The organism is Bradyrhizobium sp. CCGB12, from assembly GCF_024199845.1.
Lineage (GTDB): Bacteria > Pseudomonadota > Alphaproteobacteria > Rhizobiales > Xanthobacteraceae > Bradyrhizobium.
On record NZ_JANADO010000001.1, the window covers coordinates 7,277,314 to 7,295,185 of the forward strand.

18 protein-coding genes and 1 tRNA gene are annotated in these 17,872 nt (G+C 64.0%); 5 read left to right on the plus strand and 14 right to left on the minus strand.

Features of this window, described 5'->3' with window-relative positions; genetic code table 11:
* Positions 1-348: 348 nt before the first annotated feature.
* Together NLM27_RS33260 and ppa are read left to right on the plus strand one after the other, a co-directional pair.
* Positions 349-858 (plus strand): GNAT family N-acetyltransferase, encoded by a 510-nt coding sequence (locus NLM27_RS33260; RefSeq protein WP_254147299.1) that lies wholly within the window; start codon positions 349-351, stop codon positions 856-858.
* 180 nt (positions 859-1,038) lie between these two features.
* Positions 1,039-1,572 (plus strand): inorganic diphosphatase, encoded by a 534-nt coding sequence (ppa, locus tag NLM27_RS33265; RefSeq protein ID WP_254147300.1) that lies wholly within the window; start codon positions 1,039-1,041, stop codon positions 1,570-1,572.
* 101 nt (positions 1,573-1,673) lie between these two features.
* Here ppa and folD read toward each other — a convergent pair whose 3' ends face one another.
* Genes folD through NLM27_RS33280 form a run of 3 tightly spaced genes read right to left on the minus strand, consistent with a single transcriptional unit; the run spans position 1,674 to position 3,219 of the window.
* Complete coding sequence (gene folD / locus NLM27_RS33270; RefSeq protein ID WP_254147301.1) at positions 1,674-2,558, minus strand: bifunctional methylenetetrahydrofolate dehydrogenase/methenyltetrahydrofolate cyclohydrolase FolD; 885 nt, start codon at positions 2,556-2,558, stop codon at positions 1,674-1,676.
* A gap of 1 nt (position 2,559) precedes the next feature.
* Positions 2,560-2,913: a DUF167 domain-containing protein gene (locus NLM27_RS33275; protein WP_254147302.1), complete on the minus strand. Its 354-nt coding sequence runs from the start codon at positions 2,911-2,913 to the stop codon at positions 2,560-2,562.
* A 15-nt stretch (positions 2,914-2,928) separates the two neighbouring features.
* The gene (locus tag NLM27_RS33280; RefSeq protein WP_008539240.1) at positions 2,929-3,219 is read right to left on the minus strand and encodes a YggT family protein; all 291 of its coding nucleotides are present in this window, start codon (positions 3,217-3,219) and stop codon (positions 2,929-2,931) included.
* A 220-nt stretch (positions 3,220-3,439) separates the two neighbouring features.
* Between NLM27_RS33280 and NLM27_RS33285 the strand changes: the two genes are divergently transcribed.
* A tRNA-Ala gene (locus NLM27_RS33285) sits at positions 3,440-3,515 on the plus strand.
* Positions 3,516-3,620: 105 nt separating this feature from the next.
* Here the strand turns inward: NLM27_RS33285 and NLM27_RS33290 are convergent.
* The 7 genes from NLM27_RS33290 to NLM27_RS33320 all read right to left on the minus strand — a co-directional run bounded on the left by NLM27_RS33290 (position 3,621) and on the right by NLM27_RS33320 (position 11,551).
* Positions 3,621-4,433 carry an enoyl-CoA hydratase gene (locus NLM27_RS33290; RefSeq protein ID WP_254147303.1) on the minus strand — a complete coding sequence of 271 codons (813 nt, stop codon included), beginning with the start codon at positions 4,431-4,433 and terminating at the stop codon, positions 3,621-3,623.
* 99 nt (positions 4,434-4,532) lie between these two features.
* Positions 4,533-5,333: a glutamine amidotransferase gene (locus NLM27_RS33295; protein WP_254147304.1), complete on the minus strand. Its 801-nt coding sequence runs from the start codon at positions 5,331-5,333 to the stop codon at positions 4,533-4,535.
* Between the two features lie 129 nt (positions 5,334-5,462).
* Entirely contained in the window at positions 5,463-6,242 is a 780-nt protein-coding gene (locus NLM27_RS33300; RefSeq protein ID WP_254147305.1) for an SDR family oxidoreductase, read from the minus strand.
* 221 nt (positions 6,243-6,463) lie between these two features.
* Entirely contained in the window at positions 6,464-6,952 is a 489-nt protein-coding gene (locus tag NLM27_RS33305; protein WP_254147306.1) for a TerB family tellurite resistance protein, read from the minus strand.
* Between the two features lie 363 nt (positions 6,953-7,315).
* Entirely contained in the window at positions 7,316-8,725 is a 1,410-nt protein-coding gene (locus tag NLM27_RS33310; protein ID WP_254147307.1) for an adenylate/guanylate cyclase domain-containing protein, read from the minus strand.
* Between the two features lie 49 nt (positions 8,726-8,774).
* Positions 8,775-10,142, minus strand: coding sequence for a cytochrome P450 (locus tag NLM27_RS33315; protein WP_254147308.1), 1,368 nt, complete (start codon positions 10,140-10,142; stop codon positions 8,775-8,777).
* 35 nt (positions 10,143-10,177) lie between these two features.
* A complete protein-coding gene (locus NLM27_RS33320; protein WP_254147309.1) occupies positions 10,178-11,551 on the minus strand; it encodes a hydrolase in 1,374 nt (457 codons plus the stop codon).
* Positions 11,552-11,686: 135 nt separating this feature from the next.
* On the opposite strand from NLM27_RS33320, the gene NLM27_RS33325 reads away from it, so the two are divergent.
* Positions 11,687-13,375 carry an MFS transporter gene (locus NLM27_RS33325; RefSeq protein ID WP_254147310.1) on the plus strand — a complete coding sequence of 563 codons (1,689 nt, stop codon included), beginning with the start codon at positions 11,687-11,689 and terminating at the stop codon, positions 13,373-13,375.
* Positions 13,376-13,479: 104 nt separating this feature from the next.
* On the opposite strand, the gene NLM27_RS33330 is transcribed toward NLM27_RS33325, so the two are convergent.
* Together NLM27_RS33330 and NLM27_RS33335 are read right to left on the minus strand one after the other, a co-directional pair.
* The gene (locus tag NLM27_RS33330; protein WP_254147311.1) at positions 13,480-13,695 is read right to left on the minus strand and encodes a cysteine rich repeat-containing protein; all 216 of its coding nucleotides are present in this window, start codon (positions 13,693-13,695) and stop codon (positions 13,480-13,482) included.
* 194 nt (positions 13,696-13,889) lie between these two features.
* Entirely contained in the window at positions 13,890-14,210 is a 321-nt protein-coding gene (locus NLM27_RS33335) for a hypothetical protein (RefSeq protein WP_254147312.1), read from the minus strand.
* Between the two features lie 253 nt (positions 14,211-14,463).
* Here NLM27_RS33335 and NLM27_RS33340 point away from each other — a divergent pair, with 253 nt between their 5' ends.
* Entirely contained in the window at positions 14,464-15,513 is a 1,050-nt protein-coding gene (locus NLM27_RS33340) for a polysaccharide deacetylase family protein (protein ID WP_254147313.1), read from the plus strand.
* A 75-nt stretch (positions 15,514-15,588) separates the two neighbouring features.
* On the opposite strand, the gene NLM27_RS33345 is transcribed toward NLM27_RS33340, so the two are convergent.
* On the minus strand, positions 15,589-15,984 hold the full coding sequence (locus tag NLM27_RS33345; RefSeq protein ID WP_254147314.1) for a hypothetical protein: 396 nt from the start codon (positions 15,982-15,984) through the stop codon (positions 15,589-15,591).
* 109 nt (positions 15,985-16,093) lie between these two features.
* The gene (locus NLM27_RS33350; protein ID WP_254147315.1) at positions 16,094-17,701 is read right to left on the minus strand and encodes a glycosyltransferase family 39 protein; all 1,608 of its coding nucleotides are present in this window, start codon (positions 17,699-17,701) and stop codon (positions 16,094-16,096) included.
* Between the last annotated feature and the right edge of the window lie 171 nt (positions 17,702-17,872).

Here is a 17,872-nt window from a genome sequence, read left to right on the forward strand (position 1 = left end):
ACGAACAGCGATGGTCACATTAGAGCGTTATCGGTTCTGATTGAATCAGAACCGAAGCTCTAGATTCTTGTTTTGACGCGTTTTCCTTACGCGAACCGGACCCACTTCGCTCGAAAACGCTCTGACAGGAACGAATCACTCCGGGCAGACTTTCTGCGCTGCCATTGCCGTTCATTCGTTGCCGCAACGAGTTTTGCACCGACGCACGGCGATCCACGGCCAATCAGAACGGCGGCTTGTCCTCTTTCGGTACAACATGGCCAAAAACTGATGCAGAAAGTCCACACGTTAACCGATAATTAACGATAGGTCTTGCCGCCGGCGCGGCGACTTGGTTTGATCGTGTTCATGAGCACAACCCTGATCGAGGTCCGGCCGGCCAAAGCTGCAGATGCAACTGCGGTGGCATCGACCCATGACGAAGCCTGGCGCTCGGCCTATCAGGGCATCATCCCCGGCGCCGAGCTGGAGAAGCTGATCAACCGCCGCGGTCCGCAGTGGTGGGACAGCGCAATCCGTAAGGGCAGCCGCGTCAGCGTGCTCGTGTTCGGTGATAAGGTCGCGGGCTACGCCAATTACGGCCGCAACCGCGCCCGCAGCCTGCACTTCGACGGCGAAATTTACGAGCTCTACCTGCGGCCGGAATTCCAGGGTCTCGGCTTCGGCCGCCGCCTGTTCGCGGCCGCTCGCCGCGACCTGATGCAGAGTGGCCTGAAGAGCATGGTGGTCTGGGCGCTCTCGGACAACGATCCGGCCACCGAGTTCTACCGTGCCCTGGGCGGCCGCATGGTGGCGCGCTCTTCCGAGCGGTTCGGGCCGAAGTCGCTCGACAAGGTTGCCTTCGCTTGGACTAATTGAGCCGCTAGAAAATCTAGCCGGAAGCGCGCCCCATCCGTCGATACCGCCCGCCTTTCGCGCCGGTGATCGCTGGATTCATTATTTCACAAAAACGCGATGGATCAGCGGGCCAAGCCCGCGTATGACAGCGCCAAAATCGCTGCCGGGCGCGATTTAACCTCGGCAACAACGGAGCCTTGAATGCGTATCGATGCGGTCTCGATCGGGAAAAACACGCCACACGAAGTCAACGTCATCATCGAAGTCCCCGTGGGCGGCGAACCGATCAAATACGAGATGGACAAGGAAGCCGGCACGCTTGTCGTGGACCGCTTCCTGTACACGCCGATGCGTTACCCCGGAAACTATGGCTTCATCCCGCACACGCTGTCGGATGACGGCGACCCCTGCGACGTCCTGATCATCAACACCCGCGCCATCATCCCGGGTGCCGTCATGAGCGTGCGCCCGGTCGGCGTGCTGTTCATGGAAGACGAAGCCGGCGGCGACGAGAAGATCTTGGCGGTGCCCTCATCCAAGCTGACGCAGCGCTACGACAAGGTGAAGAGCTACTCCGACCTGCCGGACATCACGCTCCAGCAGATCCAGCACTTCTTCGAGCACTACAAGGATCTCGAGAAGGGCAAATGGGTGAAGATCCTGCGCTGGGGCGGCCCGGAGGACGCGCACAAGCTGATCCTCGAAGGCATCGAGCGCGAGAAGAAGAAGGGTTGATCGTCATTCCGGGGCGCGCGAAGCGCGAACCCGGAATCCAGACGTTTGTGGCCCGAGATTCCGGGTTCGGCTCTTTGAGCCGCCCCGGAATGACGCCGAGCCTACACCGCAGGCTTCGGCAGCCCTGCGATTGCGCAGGCCGCGCGCAGCGTATTCACCAAGAGACACGCGACCGTCATCTGGCCGACGCCACCCGGCACCGGCGTGATCGCGCCGGCAACCCCGAGCGCTTCCTGATAGGCGACATCGCCGACGAGGCGCGTCTTGCCGTCTTCCTTGGGAATGCGGTTGATGCCGACGTCGATCACGGTTGCACCCGGCTTCAGCCAGTCGCCGCGCACCATCTCCGGCTTGCCGACCGCGGCATAGACGAGGTCGGCGCGCTTCACGAGGCCGGGCAGGTCGCGCGAGCGCGAGTGCGCGATCGTGACCGTGGCGTTCTCGTTCAGCAGCAACTGCACCAGCGGACGGCCGACCAGGTTGGAGCGGCCGATGACGATGGCGTTCATGCCTTCGAGCGAAGCGTGCACACTTTTGGTCAGGATGATGCAGCCGAGCGGCGTACAGGGCGACAACGCTTCGAAGCCGCCGGCGAGCCGGCCGGCATTGTTTGGATGCAGCCCGTCGACGTCCTTGGCGGGATCGATGGCATTGATGACGGCTTCGGTGTTGAGCCCCTTCGGCAGCGGCAATTGCACCAGAATGCCATGCACGGCCGGATCGCGATTGAGCTTCGCAACGAGCGCCAGCAGATCTGCTTGCGCGACGTCGGCCGGCAGCCTGTGCTCGAACGAAGCCATGCCGGCGCCTTGCGTCTGGGTGTGCTTGGAGCGGACATAGACCTCGCTGGCGGGGTCGTTGCCGACCAGCACCACTGCAAGGCCCGGCACAAGATTGTGCTCGCGCTTGACGCGGGCAACTTCGTCGGCGACGCGGGCGCGGAGTTCCGCGGCAATGACTTTTCCATCGATGATCTTGGCCGTCATGTCAGTTTCCCTGGTCTGTCGATTTGGCGGAGGCGAGCTGGCGAAGGTCTTCGCCAAGCCGCACCGGATCGCCGTCGACCGCGATTTGCTTCAGCCGCGAGGTTGCCCCCGACAAAAGCCTGACGCTGGCCTTGGGCACACCAAGCGATTTGGCCAGCAGGACCAAAACGGCCTTGTTGGCCTCGCCGCCATCGGCAATGGCCCTCACGCGCACCTTGAGCACGCTGCGGCCGTCTGAGAGCTGCTCGATCCCGTCGATGTCGTCGCGGCCGCCGCGCGGCGTCACCCGCAGCGCGATGCTGATGCCGGCGGTTGAGTAGCGCCAAGGTTCCTTGCGAGATTCTTTGGCAACCAAGGCGCTCCAGCCCGCTTAGATCACGTTCGGGTAGATGTAATACAGGATCACCCGTTCGATGAACATGATGAGCAGGATCAGGATGATCGGCGAGATGTCGAGGCCGCCGAGGCTGGGCAGGAAATTGCGAATCGGCGCGAGCAGGGGCTCGGTGATCCGGTACAGGAACTCCGCGACCGCCGAAACGAACTGGTTGCGGGTGTTCACCACGTTAAAGGCGATCAGCCAGGACAGGATCGCGGAGGCGATCAGCAGCCAGACGTAGAGATCGAGCACGATGATGACGATATCGAGAACGGCACGCATGATTTTTCAGGACTCTGGCTTTTGAAGACTCTGGCCTTTGAAAACGCTGGCTGCGGTCGGGATTGAGGGCTTTTGCTAGATATCGGTTCCCCCCGACCCAAACAAGGGAAGTCGGCGTCCCGAATGGCTAAAACCGGGTTACACCCGTCCTTGACTTGACCTTGGCGGGGACTTAAATGGCGCCCGGTTGTCGGCCGCGTTCACCAGAGCGGCCAGCAAAGGGGCCATAGCTCAGCTGGGAGAGCGCGTCGTTCGCAATGACGAGGTCGGCGGTTCGATCCCGCCTGGCTCCACCAGCCTTCGCAGGCTGTGCCTGCTTCGGCTCGGCAAGCCGCTTCGTAGCGAAGGCTGCCGCGCCATAGCCCGAAGGGCGACGGCGGGCTCCCTCCGAATATCTCCCCCTACCTCCCCGTAAACCGCGGCGGCCGCTTCTCCATGAAGCTCGCCACGCCCTCGCGGAAATCGCTGCCGTTCAGCGCCAACAACATCTCCCTGTTCGCCTCGATCGTGGCTTCCGCGAGCGTCTGGAACGGCACCTCGTAGAGCTGCCGCTTGATCACGGCCATCGCGCTCGGCGAGACGAAATCGGCGAGATCGCGCGCATAGGCATAGGTCTCCTCGCGCAGCTTCTCGGGCGGACAGAGCCGGTTGACCAAGCCGATCCGCAGCGCCTCCTCGCTCGGCACGCGCCTTGCCGAGAGCAACAGATCCATTGCATTGGCATGACCGACGATTCGCGGCAGCATCCAGCTGATACCATGCTCGGCAATCAGGCCGCGCCGCGCGAAGGCCGTGGTGAACACGGTGTTGTCAGCGGCAAAGCGCAGGTCGCAATAGAGCGCATGGACGAGGCCGATACCGGCGGTCGCGCCGTTGAGCATGGCGATGACAGGCTTCTTGATCGAAGGATAATAACCGTAGCGCGTCTGCCAATCCGGGCGACGGTTCATGTCAAAGGGCGGCAGACTGGAGGCGCGCCTGACATCGTCGGGATCGAGCCCCTTCAGCACCTCCATGTCGGCGCCGGCGCAGAAGGCACGGCCCGCACCGGTGAGCACGATGACGCGGACATTGTCGTCGGCGCTTGATGCTTCCATCGCGTGACGCACGTCGCGCTCCATGATCGGCGTCCACGCGTTCATGCGGTCCGGGCGGTTGAGCGTGATGGTCGCGATCCGGTCGCTCACCTCATAGAGAATGTGTTCATAGGCCATGGCGCTCTCCCTTTGTTTGCCGGCGCGATTTCGTGCGCGCGCGTTGCGGGCGAGCCTAGCATATAAAGGGAAGAGGCGAGGGCTTGCGCGGAGGCGCGATCACTCGGCGGCTTGCGCCAGCATCGGTCGTCGCGCCAGCCAGCCGCCGATGAAGTGATCGAGCCAGGCGCGTTCTGCGACGTCGTAGACGGCACGATCCGCGAAATGATGATGCCGCTGCCGCGCACCGGGCGCGCTGAAGCCGTCATAGCCGCGCGTGGTCCAGCAATGCATCATCGCGTAGGTCACATCAGGGTGAAACTGCACACCGAAGGCATCGCCGGCGCGGAAGGCCTGCACCGGAAAATCATCACCTTCCGCAAGCAGCTCAGTACCAACCGGCAGCTCGAATCCTTCGCGATGCCAGTGATAGACCTGCGCAGGCCAATCCGGGCAGAGCGTGCGGCCCGCGACGGTCGGCCTGATCGGGTAGTAGCCGATCTGGCTCAATGCCTCCGCATGCGGCGCGACGCGGGCCCCAAGCTGCACCGCGAGCATCTGCGCGCCGAGACAGATGCCGAGAAACGGACGCTGCTCGCGGAGCGGAATTTCGATCCAGTCGATCTCGCGGCGGATGTAGTCGTCGTGATCATTGGCGCTCATCGGACCGCCGAAAAATACGGCGCCGGCATGCCGGTCGAGTGTCTCGGGCAGGGGATCGCCGAAGCGAGGACGGCGAATGTCGAGGCGATGGCCGCGTGCGCGCAGCGCATTGCCGACCCGGCCGGGCGTCGAGGATTCCTGGTGCAGGACGACCAGAACCGGCAACGAGCCTTCGGCAGCGGAGGCGGTCGCGCCCGGTGTCCTTCTGGGGAAGGGCACCAATTCTGCGCCACCAAACCTGTCCGTCCGGAACGACATGGCCTCTGCGAGTGCTATCGGTTCAGACCGCCAGCATAGCTAAGCGGTGGTTAACATCGTGTGAGTTCGCGCACACACGCCATGACAATGAAGCAATCCCCGGGCCACTACGGGCGCTCCAGGATTTCTCTAGTGCCTGCGCCGCTGGAAGCGGCTGGTGGCCGCCAGGATGAAGCCGCGTGGGAAGAAACGCAGCGCGAACGGCACAATCTTGATGCCCAGACCAGGCAGCACTGCCCGTTTGTTGGCCATCAGGCCGCGATACGCCTCCCGCGCAACTTCGGCGGCAGAGACGTTCAGAGCGGCCGTATCATGTTGGGGTCCAACGCCGGCGCGCGCCTGAAACTCGGTAGGGACCGGACCCGGGCAAAGCACGGTGACGCGGACGCCGCGGGGCGCGAGCTCCGCCCGCAACGCTTCGGTAAAGGAGATCACATAGGCCTTGGACGCGTAGTAGACGGCCATGCCGGGCCCGGGCAGAAAGCCGGCGACGGAGCCGACATTGAGAAGTCCGCCCTTGTTCCTGATCAGCTGATCGGCAAAGCGCAGCGACAGATCCGTCAGAGCCCGAACGTTGACGTCGACGATGCCGACCTGCTCGACGCGATCCCGCTCGATTGCATCGCCGAACACGCCGAAGCCGGCATTGTTGACGAGGTGATCGAGCTCGACACCTTCAGCAGCAAGTGCTGCCGCGATCTTCTCGCCGGCATCCGCTTCCTCGAGATCGCAAGCGATCACGATCGGCTTCTTGCCACCGCGGGCGGCGAGCTCGGTGGCGAGCGCTTCCAACCGGTCTGCCCGTCTCGCGGTCAATGCGAGGCGATGCCCATTAGCGGCAAAGACCCGCGCCAGCTCCACGCCGATGCCTGCCGAAGCACCGGTAATCAGCGTCACCCGCTCAGTCACGATCGAAGTCTCTTGAATTCAAGTTTTTGGCCTCGCAATGGCGGAACGAGAGCATAAGCCACGCGCGACATGCAAGCTGTGCTGCCGGCATCGCCGTGTGAGCCGAACGACAGGCCGTGCTGAGAAGCCATTGATTTGGGGGCGAATTCGGCGCAGGCGGCAAATAAATTAAAGTTTCGTCATGTGTCCGCGCAGGTCGCGATCAGCCGGGGCCAGTGCCGTCAGCCGCCGACGGCACTATCCTTCACCTGACCAACGGCACGGTCCGCGACCGCGTGCTTCAGGTCGATCCGGTCGCGCTGGGATATCCCGAGCAGGTCGGAAGCACGCCAGACGACGTTGTCCTCGAACTCGCTGACCTGGCCATCGGCATAGACCAGCTCCCACATCATCTGCACGATGCGCTTGCGGCCCTCTTCGTCGAGCGAACGCATGATGACGCTGGTAAAGTGATAGAGATCGACCGCCTCGCCTTCGACCTGGGTGGCGTCGGCGATCAGCCGGTCCGCGCTGCCCCGGTCGAGCCCAAAGTGGCTTTCAATCAGGCTGTGCAGCTTACGCTGCTCGGCCGCGGTCGGTTGGCCATCCAGCGAGACCACATGAACCAGCAACGCGGTGGCCGCCAGCCGATAGTCGCTGTCGCCAAATGCGCGGTCCTGGTCATGGGGAGCAACAATGTCGGCAATGAATTGGCGCAAGCCGTCGAGCATGAAATCCTACCGAGATCGATGAAGCCGCAGGGGGCGGCCGGTACCAGCACTATATGAGCAGCAAACTCAACCGGCGCAACGTGCGACAGCTCCGCGCGCTGCATTACGTTTCGGCAATCTGGGCCGCCCTCATTCACCGTCATGGCCGGGCTCGTCCCGGCCATCCACGTATATCCGCGAGCGAAGGCGTGGATGCCCGGGTCAAGCCCGGGCATGACAACGGAGAGTGTGGCGCATCCGCCTCCACATTGTCATTGCGAGGAGTTCTTGCGACGAAGCAATCCAGAGTCTCTCCGTGGAAAGATTCTGGATTGCTTCGCTGCGCTCGCAATGACGGAGAGTGTAGCAGTCGCCTCCCGACCCTCACGGTATCTCGTACACCACCATCTTATCGGCGATGCCGCGCAAGGCCGCCTGCTTCTGGATCGGCTTGATCGCGCGCTGCTCGAGCACCTCGGCGACCGCGGGCGCATCGAGCACCGGGCCGGTGATGTGGATCTCCTGCGCAGTCGACAGGCTCTGCACACGGGCGGCGATGTTGACGGTCTGACCGAAATAATCCTGCCGCTCGTTCAGCATCACCGCGAGACAGGGACCTTCATGGATGCCGATCTTGACGATGAGGTCGGCAGTGCCGCGACGCTTGTTGAGCTCGTCCATCGCCCCCCGCATCCGCAGGCCCGCGACGATGGCGTGCTCGGGACGGACGAAGGTCGCCATCACGGCGTCGCCGATGGTCTTCACCACCGCACCCTTCTCGGAGGAGATGATCTCGAGCAGCGCGTGGAAATGCGCGCGCACGAGATCGAAGGCGGCGAGATCGCCGACGCGCTCATAGAGCGCGGTCGATCCCTTCAGATCTGTGAACAGGAAGGTCAGCGAGGTGATCTGGAGCCGCTGGTCGAGACTGAGATTGTCCGCCTTGAAGACGTCGCGAAAGGTCTGGTTCGACAGCATCCGCTTGGCGGTGAGGAAAGGCTTGCGCTTGCCGATCAGATGATGAAGCGCCTCGGCCGCGATGAACACCGACGGCAGCACGCGCACGCCGGCCTGGTTCTCCAGCGACAGCCGCAGCGGACCCGGCCGCATGGTCGTGGTTCCCGTCGGGGCCTGCACCTTGTTGTACATGATGGCGAGCTGCTGGCGATCCTTGGTCGGCTCGCCCTGGACATCGATGAAATGAGCGGCGTGCGTCACCGGCTCGAAGATGATGACGAAATCGCCTGGCAGCTGTAGCGACATGGTCGCCTTCTCGCCGGCCGGCAGCTCCATCGTATCCAGCGTCACCTCGTTGGCCAGCGTCGCGAACGACTCCTTGTTGAAGTCGACGCCGGAGCTCCAGAATATCTGCTTGAAATACTCCCACACCGGAAGCGTATCGGGATCGTGTGCCGCGATGCGCCGGACGCGCGGATTCACGCTGAAGGAGACCTCGACCTGATCGTCGACGGAGGCCTTGTAGCCACAGGCGCAGAGCGCACAGTGATAATCGTCGGACTTGAGCGCCTTCAGCGTCGTGTGCGCGCCCAGCACGCCGCCGCAGCCCGGACACAGCACATTCCAGCCGAGATCGAACAGCCCGAGCCGCGCCGAATGCAGGAATGCGGAGATTGCGTGCTCTTCGTCGACACCATGCTGCGTGGCAAAGTCGAGGACATTGACGCGGTTGAGCTCGTGATCCTCGCCGTCCTCGATGAGCCGCGCAATCGCGTCGACCACCTTCGCATCGGCGGTCTGCTTCAGAACGGAAAGCTGGGCCTGGATGTCGCTCATGCGGGACTCTATTTGGGGTGGATCACGCCATCGGCCAGACGGACGCCCGTCACCGACGCGTGATGCGGAACAGGGGTGAATGGTTCGGCTGGGTCGTGACGACACCGAACGGGATCACGGGAACGGTGTCGGCGAGCTCGACACGGAACGCGCCGACGAGCCGGGCCAGCGCCAGCACTGACTCGGCCTGCGCGAACGGCGCACCGATGCAGACGCGCGGGCCCGCGCCGAACGGCAAATAGGCGAAACGATCGGGCGCCTCTTTTGCCATGAAACGTTTTGGAATGAACGCATTCGGTTGATCCCACAGCTTCTCGTGTCGATGCAGCAGCCACGGCGCGATCATGATGATGTCGCCCTTGCCGATCTCGATTCCGGCCGCATCGTCCTTCTCGCGCGCGGCGCGCGCGACCAGGAACGCCGGCGGGTAGAGCCGCATGGTCTCCTCGATCACCGCACGCGTGAATTTCTGGCGATCGATGTCAGCCATGCTGTCGAGATGCTCGCCACGGGCCTCGGAGGCGACTTCCTCCTGCGTGTCGAGATCGAGCGCGAGCAGATAGAGCGCCCAGAACAGCGCCGTCGCCGTGGTCTCGTGACCCGCCAGGATCATGGTCGCGACCTCGTCGATGAGCTGTTCGTCGGAAAAGCCCTTCCCCGTTTCAGGATCGCGCGCCTCGTCCATGAGATCGAACAGGTCACGTGGCGGCGCACCGTCCTTCTTGCCCGCCGCGCGCCGCTCGGCGATCAGCATGGCGACAAATTCGGTCCAGCGCTTGCGGAAGCGCGCCCGCGCGAGATCCATCGGGCTCGGCCAGGACACGGGTAGCACCATGTCGAGGAAATAGGGGCGTCCGAGTCGCGCGCCATATTCCATGATGAAGTTGCGCAATGTCGCGGCATGCCGGTCCATGCCGAACGAGAACATCGTGCGGCCGGCGATCTCGAGCGTCATGCGCTGCAAAACCTCGCGCAGGTCGAGGGGCTCGCCGGATTGCGCCTTCAGCTTTGCGATGGTCTCGTCGAGCACCGCAGTCATATGCGGGACGAGATTTGCGGTGGCGCGCGGCGTGAAGGCCGGGGCGAGCGTGCGGCGCTGAAACGTCCAGGAATGACCCTCCGCAATCAGGAGGCCGTCACCGAGCACGGGGCGCAGCATCCGAATGCCCGCCGGCGTGCGCGTATAGTTCTGGTAATTGTTGAGCAAGACGTGCCGGATCGCGTCCGGCCGGTTGAGAATGAAGCTGTTGCGGAAGAAAAAGCGGCCCGGGATGACCTCTTCCTCATAGGCGCGCTGCCCCCAGGTCGCGATCATGTTCTGCCTGATGACCGCGAGCTTGCCAAGGAACGACATGTCGTCCGGTGCACGCGGCGGGGTCGGAGGGACGATGGGCCGACGCACGCTGGCGATGTTCATGGCTCCCTCCCGAGAGATGTGATGCAGGCAAATAGCTAGTAAGTCAGTTCGGCAATCGCAATCCTGTTCTCCGCGGCAGGCCAGGCGCGTGCCACAATCCGTTCTTCGCCGAACTCGGCCACGATGTTACGTCCGACCTCAGCCGCCGAAAGCCGCAATGTTGCTGCCGCATCCGTAGGCACGCCCGGCTTGACGTCGGCGGGCTCCTTGCCGTCGAGCAGCACCACGTCCCGCGGCAGGCCGAAATAGCCGCGTGGCCGTGACATGATCACGACAGCCCCCGCGTCCTTGTCGGCGGGCCCGAGCGGACGCGCGGCGCGCAGATGCACGACCTCGGACGAGCGCGGGAAGGGCGAACGATAGATGTGCGTCGTCGGCGCATCGGGCGACGCCAGGACGAATTCAAGCGACCAGGCGGGATCGACCTGCGCCGGTCCCCAGCGGCCGTCGGCACCGGTCTTCGAGCTGTGCAACGCACTGCCCTTGCGCTCTCCTGTATCAGGGTCAATGCGGAAGATATCGACCGTTGCGCCCGCGACCGGGCGGTTGGTCGGTACGCCCGCCGGCGTGCCCGTGACCAAACCGCTCAATTTCACACTTGCCTCCGGAACAATCGCGATGCGCGTGGGCTCGCGCCCGGCGATGAACTTGTAGATTTCCCGGAAGGCGCGCGGATGAAACGCTACCTCGCGATGATCGAGCGCACCGAGCACAAGGTTGGTGGCGCCTTTCAGCTCAGGCCCCTCATTGGTGACGCCGGTCGGCGCGCCGGGCTTGCCGATGAAGCGGCCGTCGGCTTGCGCATATTTGTCCAGGCCGTCGCTGCGCAGCGTGAGAAAAGCCGTGCCCGGCGTCACCTCGCTCTCGCCCTCGTTGAGGCTGCGCAGGAATGTACCGCGGCCGTTGAACTCGTTGTTGGGCGTATCGTCGATCGCGAACACGCCGTGATTGGGCGTGCCGCACAGGACGGCGTGGCTGACATCGCCGACACCGCCATTCTTGATGACGTTGCGGATCGCATAGCCGCCGCGGGAGCTGCCCACCAGCGCCACGCGGGACGCGCCGGTGCGGCGCTTCAGGTCGGCAATGGCGGCGGCGAGCTCGCGGCGCTGGTCCTCGGTCGAGGAGCGGTTCGCCTGCTCGACCTTGTCGTCGCTCCGCGCCAGCGGATCGGTGAAATTGATCGCCATCATGCGATCGCGTGCGATGCCGTTGGATTCCATCCGCCACAAGGTCGTCATCCAGAGCGCATCGTAGTCGCCATTACCGTGAACGAACAGGATCGGCGGCACCTCGGCGCTCGGCGCTGCGGCAGGGGCAGTTTGGGCCAGTGCGCCCGCCCGCAAGCTCGCAACCGCGAAAGGCAAGCTGCCCGCCCCCTGCAGGATCGTCCGTCGCGACAGCGTCATGTGTTCCCCCTGGCAAACCATCTCTTTGCACCGCTTATAGCGGCCTAACCACTGGACAGCGAAGGACTTTCGCAGGCATCACTGAATTTGCCGGAATCGCCAAGACCACTTCTGACACCCGATATGGAAGGGGATATGACCGAGCAGACGAACCGCCAGAAATTTGCCGGTGACGGCATCACCGCGCCCCTGCGGTACACATTGTTCCGGCGCATCTGGCTCGCCAGCCTGCTCTCCAATCTCGGCCTCCTGATCCAGGGCGTGGGCGCCGCCTGGGCGATGACGCAGATGGCGGCCTCGGCCGACAAGGTGGCGCTGGTGCAGACCGCCTTGATGCTGCCGATCATGCTGATCTCGATGCCGGCCGGCGCCATCGCCGACATGTATGACCGCCGCATCGTCACCCTGGTCTCGCTCTCGATCGCCTTGATCGGCGCGAGCGCGCTCACCGTGCTGGCCGGCTTTAACCTGATCACCCCCGAATTGCTGCTCGCCTTCTGCTTCGTGGTCGGCAGCGGCAATGCGCTGTTCGGCCCGGCTTGGCAGTCCTCGGTCAGCGAACAGGTGCCGCCCGACGCCCTGCCGTCCGCGGTGGCGCTGAACGGCATCAGCTATAACATCGCACGCAGCTTCGGCCCTGCGGTCGGCGGCGTGATCGTCGCTGCGCTCGGCGCGGTGGCGGCGTTCGCCGCCAACGCGATCCTCTATCTGCCGCTGCTTGTGGTGCTGCTGCTCTGGCGTCGCAGCACCGAGCCCTCGCGCCTGCCGCGGGAGAAGCTCAACCGCGCCATGGTCTCTGGCTTCCGCTACATCACCAATTCGCCGCCGATCAAGATCGTGCTGTTGCGCACGCTGGTGATGGGCCTGATCGGCGGCGCCATCATGGCGCTGATGCCGCTGGTCGCGCGCGACCTGCTGCATGGCGGCGCGCAGACCTACGGCATCATGCTCGGCGCTTTCGGCATGGGCGCGGTGGTTGGTGCGCTCAACATCCACGAATTGCGCAAGCGCATGAGCGGCGAGGCCGCGATCCGCGCCTGCACCATCTCGATGGCCTTCGCGATGGCCGCGATCGCCGTGAGCACAGAGCCGGTGCTGACGGCAACCGCGCTGGTGCTGGCCGGCGCGGTCTGGATGGCCGCGGTGGCGCTCTTCAATATCGGCGTGCAGCTGTCGGCGCCGCGCTGGGTTGCCGGCCGTTCGCTCGCGGCGTTCCAGGCCTCGATTTCGGGCGGCATCGCGATCGGCGCCTGGGGCTGGGGCCATCTCACCGACTATGCCGGGGTCGAGATCGCGCTGCTGACGGCGGCTGGCCTGATGCTGATCTCGCCGCTGCTCGGGATCTGGCTCACGATGCCGCGCGTCGGCGCGCGCAACGAGGATGCTGAGGTGCTGGCCGATCCCGAGGTGAAGCTCTCGCTGACCGGCCGCAGCGGGCCCCTGGTGGTCGAGATCGAATACCGGGTGAGCCAGGAGAACGCCCGCGCTTTCCACAACGTGATGCAGGACGTGCAGCTCTCGCGCCAGCGCAACGGCGCCTATGGCTGGTCGATCGCGCGCGACATCGCCGATCCCGAGTTGTGGACCGAGCGTTATCACTGTCCGACCTGGTTCGACTATCTGCGCCAGCGCAACCGCTCGACCCAGTCCGAGCGCGCGCTGCACCAGGAGGCAATCGCCTTCCACATCGGCCCCGACCCGGTGCGGATCCGCCGCATGCTGGAGCGTCCATTCGGCTCGGTGCGCTGGAAGGAGGAGACGCCGGACCGCGCCAACAGCGAGGTGCTGCCGGTGGTTGCGACCGCGGCAGGGAGCAGCACGTAATTCTTGCTTCGTAGCCCGGATGGAGCGCAGCGCAATCCGGGGTTCTGTCCGCGTGGCGAGATTTCCCGGATTTCGCTTCGCTCCATCCGGGCTACCACAACGAACTACTGCCCGTGATCCGTCAGCACCTTGTCGCAGCCTTTGCTTAGCCGGCTGCGGTTCTGCTTCAGGCAGGCGAGCACGGCGCCATCGCCATTGTTCATCACGGGACGGCAGAAACGCGAGACATCGCGCGCGCAGGCATCGTGGCCGGGCTGCTGCTGAGCGAACGCACCCGATGCGCACAGGAGCAAAGGAATAATGAAAAGAAATCTGGCCATCGCGTAATGCCTCTTACCCGGACGAATGTGCGGGCGAAGCTAGTGCGCTGATCCCGGAGCCGCAACGGCTTTGTTGACTGACTGCAACGCGCCACCGCGTGGCCCGGCTTGACGCCGGGGCACATTGCTGGGGAGCTGACCGACGCAACGAGGGCCGTATTGCTTACTGCTTGTCTCTTACTGCTTGTCTCTTGCTACTTGTCCTGGGCGTCAGCGACCTTGCGCGACGCGCCCTTGGCGAGGTCCTTGTCCATCACCGCGCGGCAGCCGGCGCTCAGATCCGAACGATGCTTGATCATGCACGCGGTGATCTTCGGGATGTTGGGGATCTCCGCCGAGCAGAGACGGAAGGCGTCGCCAGTGCACATCTGCTGCGCCTCGGATGAGAAGGCGAAGCTCGAGGTCGTCGAGGCGATCGAGACGATGGCGGCAAAGCCCAGGGCCAGGCCGGTGTCGCGGATCTTGCTCGTCAGGGACTTCTCAGAAAGGGACTTGCCAGAAAAAGACTTGGTCATTTGAAGCTCCCATTGGCACCGCCACTGGCGGGCCCGTTGTTGATGGGAGCTACGATGCTCCGGCAAAACAATTTCCACTGTGATGACGGTCACGGGAGGCCCAGCCTTTGTGACGTCGGTCACTTTGGCGCACCGCGCTGAAATTCCTCGGCAACCGCTGTCGCGTTGGTGTCACGTTAACTGTTCCTTCGCATTAATGGCTCGTCGCGCGGGAAATTCCGCCGGTTTGGTTGCGTAATTGGAAAGAATAGCGATGCGTAATGCGTTGGGCCTGATGCTGGCCAGTGTAGTTGCGGCGGTCGTGATTGCCGCCGGCGGTTGGTTTTATTATTCCGCGCGCGCCGACCAGGGCGCGCCCAAGACAGTTGCCGCCCGTGCCGCCGATCAATTGCCGGCGCAGGCGAAGCTCACGGCCAGGGATGACGTCGAGACCACCGCGGCGATCGCGGCCAAGCCGGCAGCTGCTGCTCCGGCGCCTGCGCCCGCCCCCGCTATGCCGGTGCAGCAGAAACAGGCCTGCGCCAATCCGAACGCGCTGGGTGTGTCCCGCGTGGTCGAGATCGACACCACCGGCGGTCCCGGCTTCGGCTTCGAGCACTTCAAGCAGTTCGACTTCCTCACCGAAAAGGAGGTCGTGCTGACCTTCGACGACGGTCCGTGGCCGGTGAACACGCCCGCAGTGCTGAAGGCGCTCGCGGATGAATGTACCAAGGGCCTGTTCTTCTCGGTCGGCAAGCACGCGACCTACCATCCGGAAATCCTGAAACAGGTGCTGGCCCAGGGCCACACGGTCGGCACGCACACCTGGTCGCACGTCAACCTCAACAGCAAGAAGATGACGGAGCAGCAGGTCAAGGACGAGGTCGAGAAGGGTTTTAGCGCGGTGAGATTCGCGCTCGGCACCAACCCGGCGCCATTCTTCCGCTTCCCGCAGCTCCAGCACAATCCGGCGATGGTGACCTATTTCGGCACCCGCAACGTCGCGATGTTCTCGACCGACATCGACTCCTTCGATTTCAGGAAGGGCGCGACGCCCGAGAAGATCGTCGAGACCGTGATGACCAGGCTCGACAAGCTCGGCAAGGGTATCATTCTGATGCACGACTTCCAGAAGCACACCGGCGAAGCCATGCCGGCGCTGCTCGCGCGGCTGAAGGCGGGCGGCTACAAGGTCGTGCAGATGAAGGCCAAGACCACGTTCCAGACGCTGCCGGAATATGACGAGGCGCTGCTGAAGGACCTGAAGGTACCGACCTCGAGCGCACGTCCGATCTCGAGCGTGGTACAGACCGTCTCGCAGTAAGCGCCGTCGATCAGATCCAGAACTCGCGCATGATGGCCGGGCTTGTCCCGGCCATTTGCTTTTGGAGCGAGCGGCTCACCAATAGATGCCGTGGCGGTGCAGCTCGCTGATGATGCGGCGCTCGGTCCAGTTGCGCTTGTGCTTCGGCTTGTCCGCGCGTGCCGTGGTCTTGGTGACTGGCTTCGCCGCGGTGACCGGCGCCGGGGCCGTCGCGGGCGTGGTCGCGGCCCGAGCAGTCTCAGCCGCCGGCGCAGAGAGCGACACCGCCGGCGGACGATCGGAATATTTCGGAGCCTCCGCGGCTGGCGCGACTTCGCTGACCTGCGTCGTCGCGGTGGTCGCCGAAATCGTCGTGGTTTGCGGAGCGGCGGCCTGAGCACTCGCCGCGGACAGCGACAGGCTGCGGGAGCCGTCCGCCTGGGCCGATGCGGAGGTCAGGAGCATGGCGGCAACCAGAATGATCTTGCGCATGTGAAATCTCCCCGTGTTTACGTGCCGGGACACTACGGGAGAGATGCCCGAGGTTAAGTGACTGGCGTCACACAAGGCCGCTGCGCAATTTCGAACCGGACGGCTGCGATCAACACCCGCGCCTGTAGACCCGCAGCGTCACGTCCGGAAAACTCATGCTGTCGAGCAGGCAGACGTCCTTCTCAGCGTCCATGCGGGCGATGAGCTCATCACCGACGCGCGGTCCGACCAGCGTGTGATGGATCGAGCTCGAGACGACAAGAACGTTCGACTGCAAGAGCGCATCTCCCGTGGCCGCTGCCGTTCGATGCAACATCTCGCCGCGGACGACGAGGTTCATCCGCGACTGGGCTGCATACAATTGAATGGTCGTCGGCGTGACCGGGTAGGGACTCGAGAAGCCGACATAAAGCGGGCCGGACGGCGACGGCTTGACCTCGCGCAAAAGCAACCAGAGACGCTCGGTCGCCGCCCGGATGCTGTCCTGCTGCTGCGCGCTCAGCGGCGTTGCAACGCTGAGCTGACCGACCACGACGTGCCTGACGAAGAGCTGAAGCACGAAGGCGAGCACAAGCACCCGGCTCGCCGTGAGCAGATAGCGGCGGATGTCGGCACCAAGACCCGCGCACGCAAGCAATGCTTCGATGGACGCCAGGCTGGCGCAGCCATTGAGGACCATGGCGATGATGAACACGCCATAGAACATTGCGCCGAAGAAGTAGGTCTTGATCTCCGCGACGGATGGAATCGCATAGGCGATCAGCACTGCCGCAAGCAGAACGACGGCGTCAAGCAGTGCAGTTTTGCCCTGAATGGCCGCGAGAACGAGACGCAGGAGCATCAAGGCGAGGCCAATGGCGAGCCAGTAGTGCAGGCCGAACTGGCCCTCTCCGCCGATGGAGAAGCGCAACAAGCCGGCCCAGAAGCTTTCGCCTGTGGTCCAGAGGTCGCGTTGACCCACGAACACATTGAAGATGTAGGTGACCGTCTCGACCAAGGCCGGGCCGAGCAGCACCGCAATGGTCGCGATCAGCGGCAGCACGAACCACGCGAACGCAGTGAATGCCTTGCTGAGCGATGGCCGAAATCCGCCCGCCTCGACGCAATCCGCAACCAGCCGGATTGCGAACGCGCTGCCGAGCAGAGCGAGCGCAGCCGGAAACGATGTCGGCTTGATGCTGGCGACCAGCGCGCAGGCGACGCCCAGACCGGCCAACGAGCGCACGCTGCGGCCGAGCACGCTGCGATAAACGATGGCCCCGGCGGCGAGACCGATGGCAAGACCCGAGGGCAAATCAGGACGCGCTTCCGTGACCGTGTGCCACAGCACCGGCACGCAAGCCGCGGTGACCAGACACGCTGCGACTTCGAGGACCGGTCGCCGCCGAGCCAGCCAGATGATCCCAAGCAGGAAGCCGAACACGGCCACGGCATGAACGAGATAGGGACCGACAAAGCTTCCGGGAAACAGCCAAAGCCCGGCGGCCGCCACCAGCGTCGAGAACGGCGCATGGTGATGCAAGAGATCCCAGACGCTGGAAAAGATGCTCTCGTCTTTCGCTGCATTCGTCCAGCGCACGGCGTCGAGGAAATAGGCGACGTCGTCATAGAGCGGAGGAACGGACAGCCGGCCGTGCAGCTGTGAAGATTCAATTGATCGCGAAGCGACGATGGCAGTGATGGCAGCGGCGAGGATAACGAGACCCGAGATCCGCAACCATGCTCGTCGATCTGTCGTCCCGGCCCCGTTGTCCTGACCCACCACTTGCCCCGTCACGCGCAGTTCTCGGCGGCGCATCGTAGTGGCACGAGCGCGAAGCGCAACGCGCTGGCAAGCCGGCTTCAGTGAATGGAGGCGCTGGTGCCGCAAGAGGGCATCACATTTTGT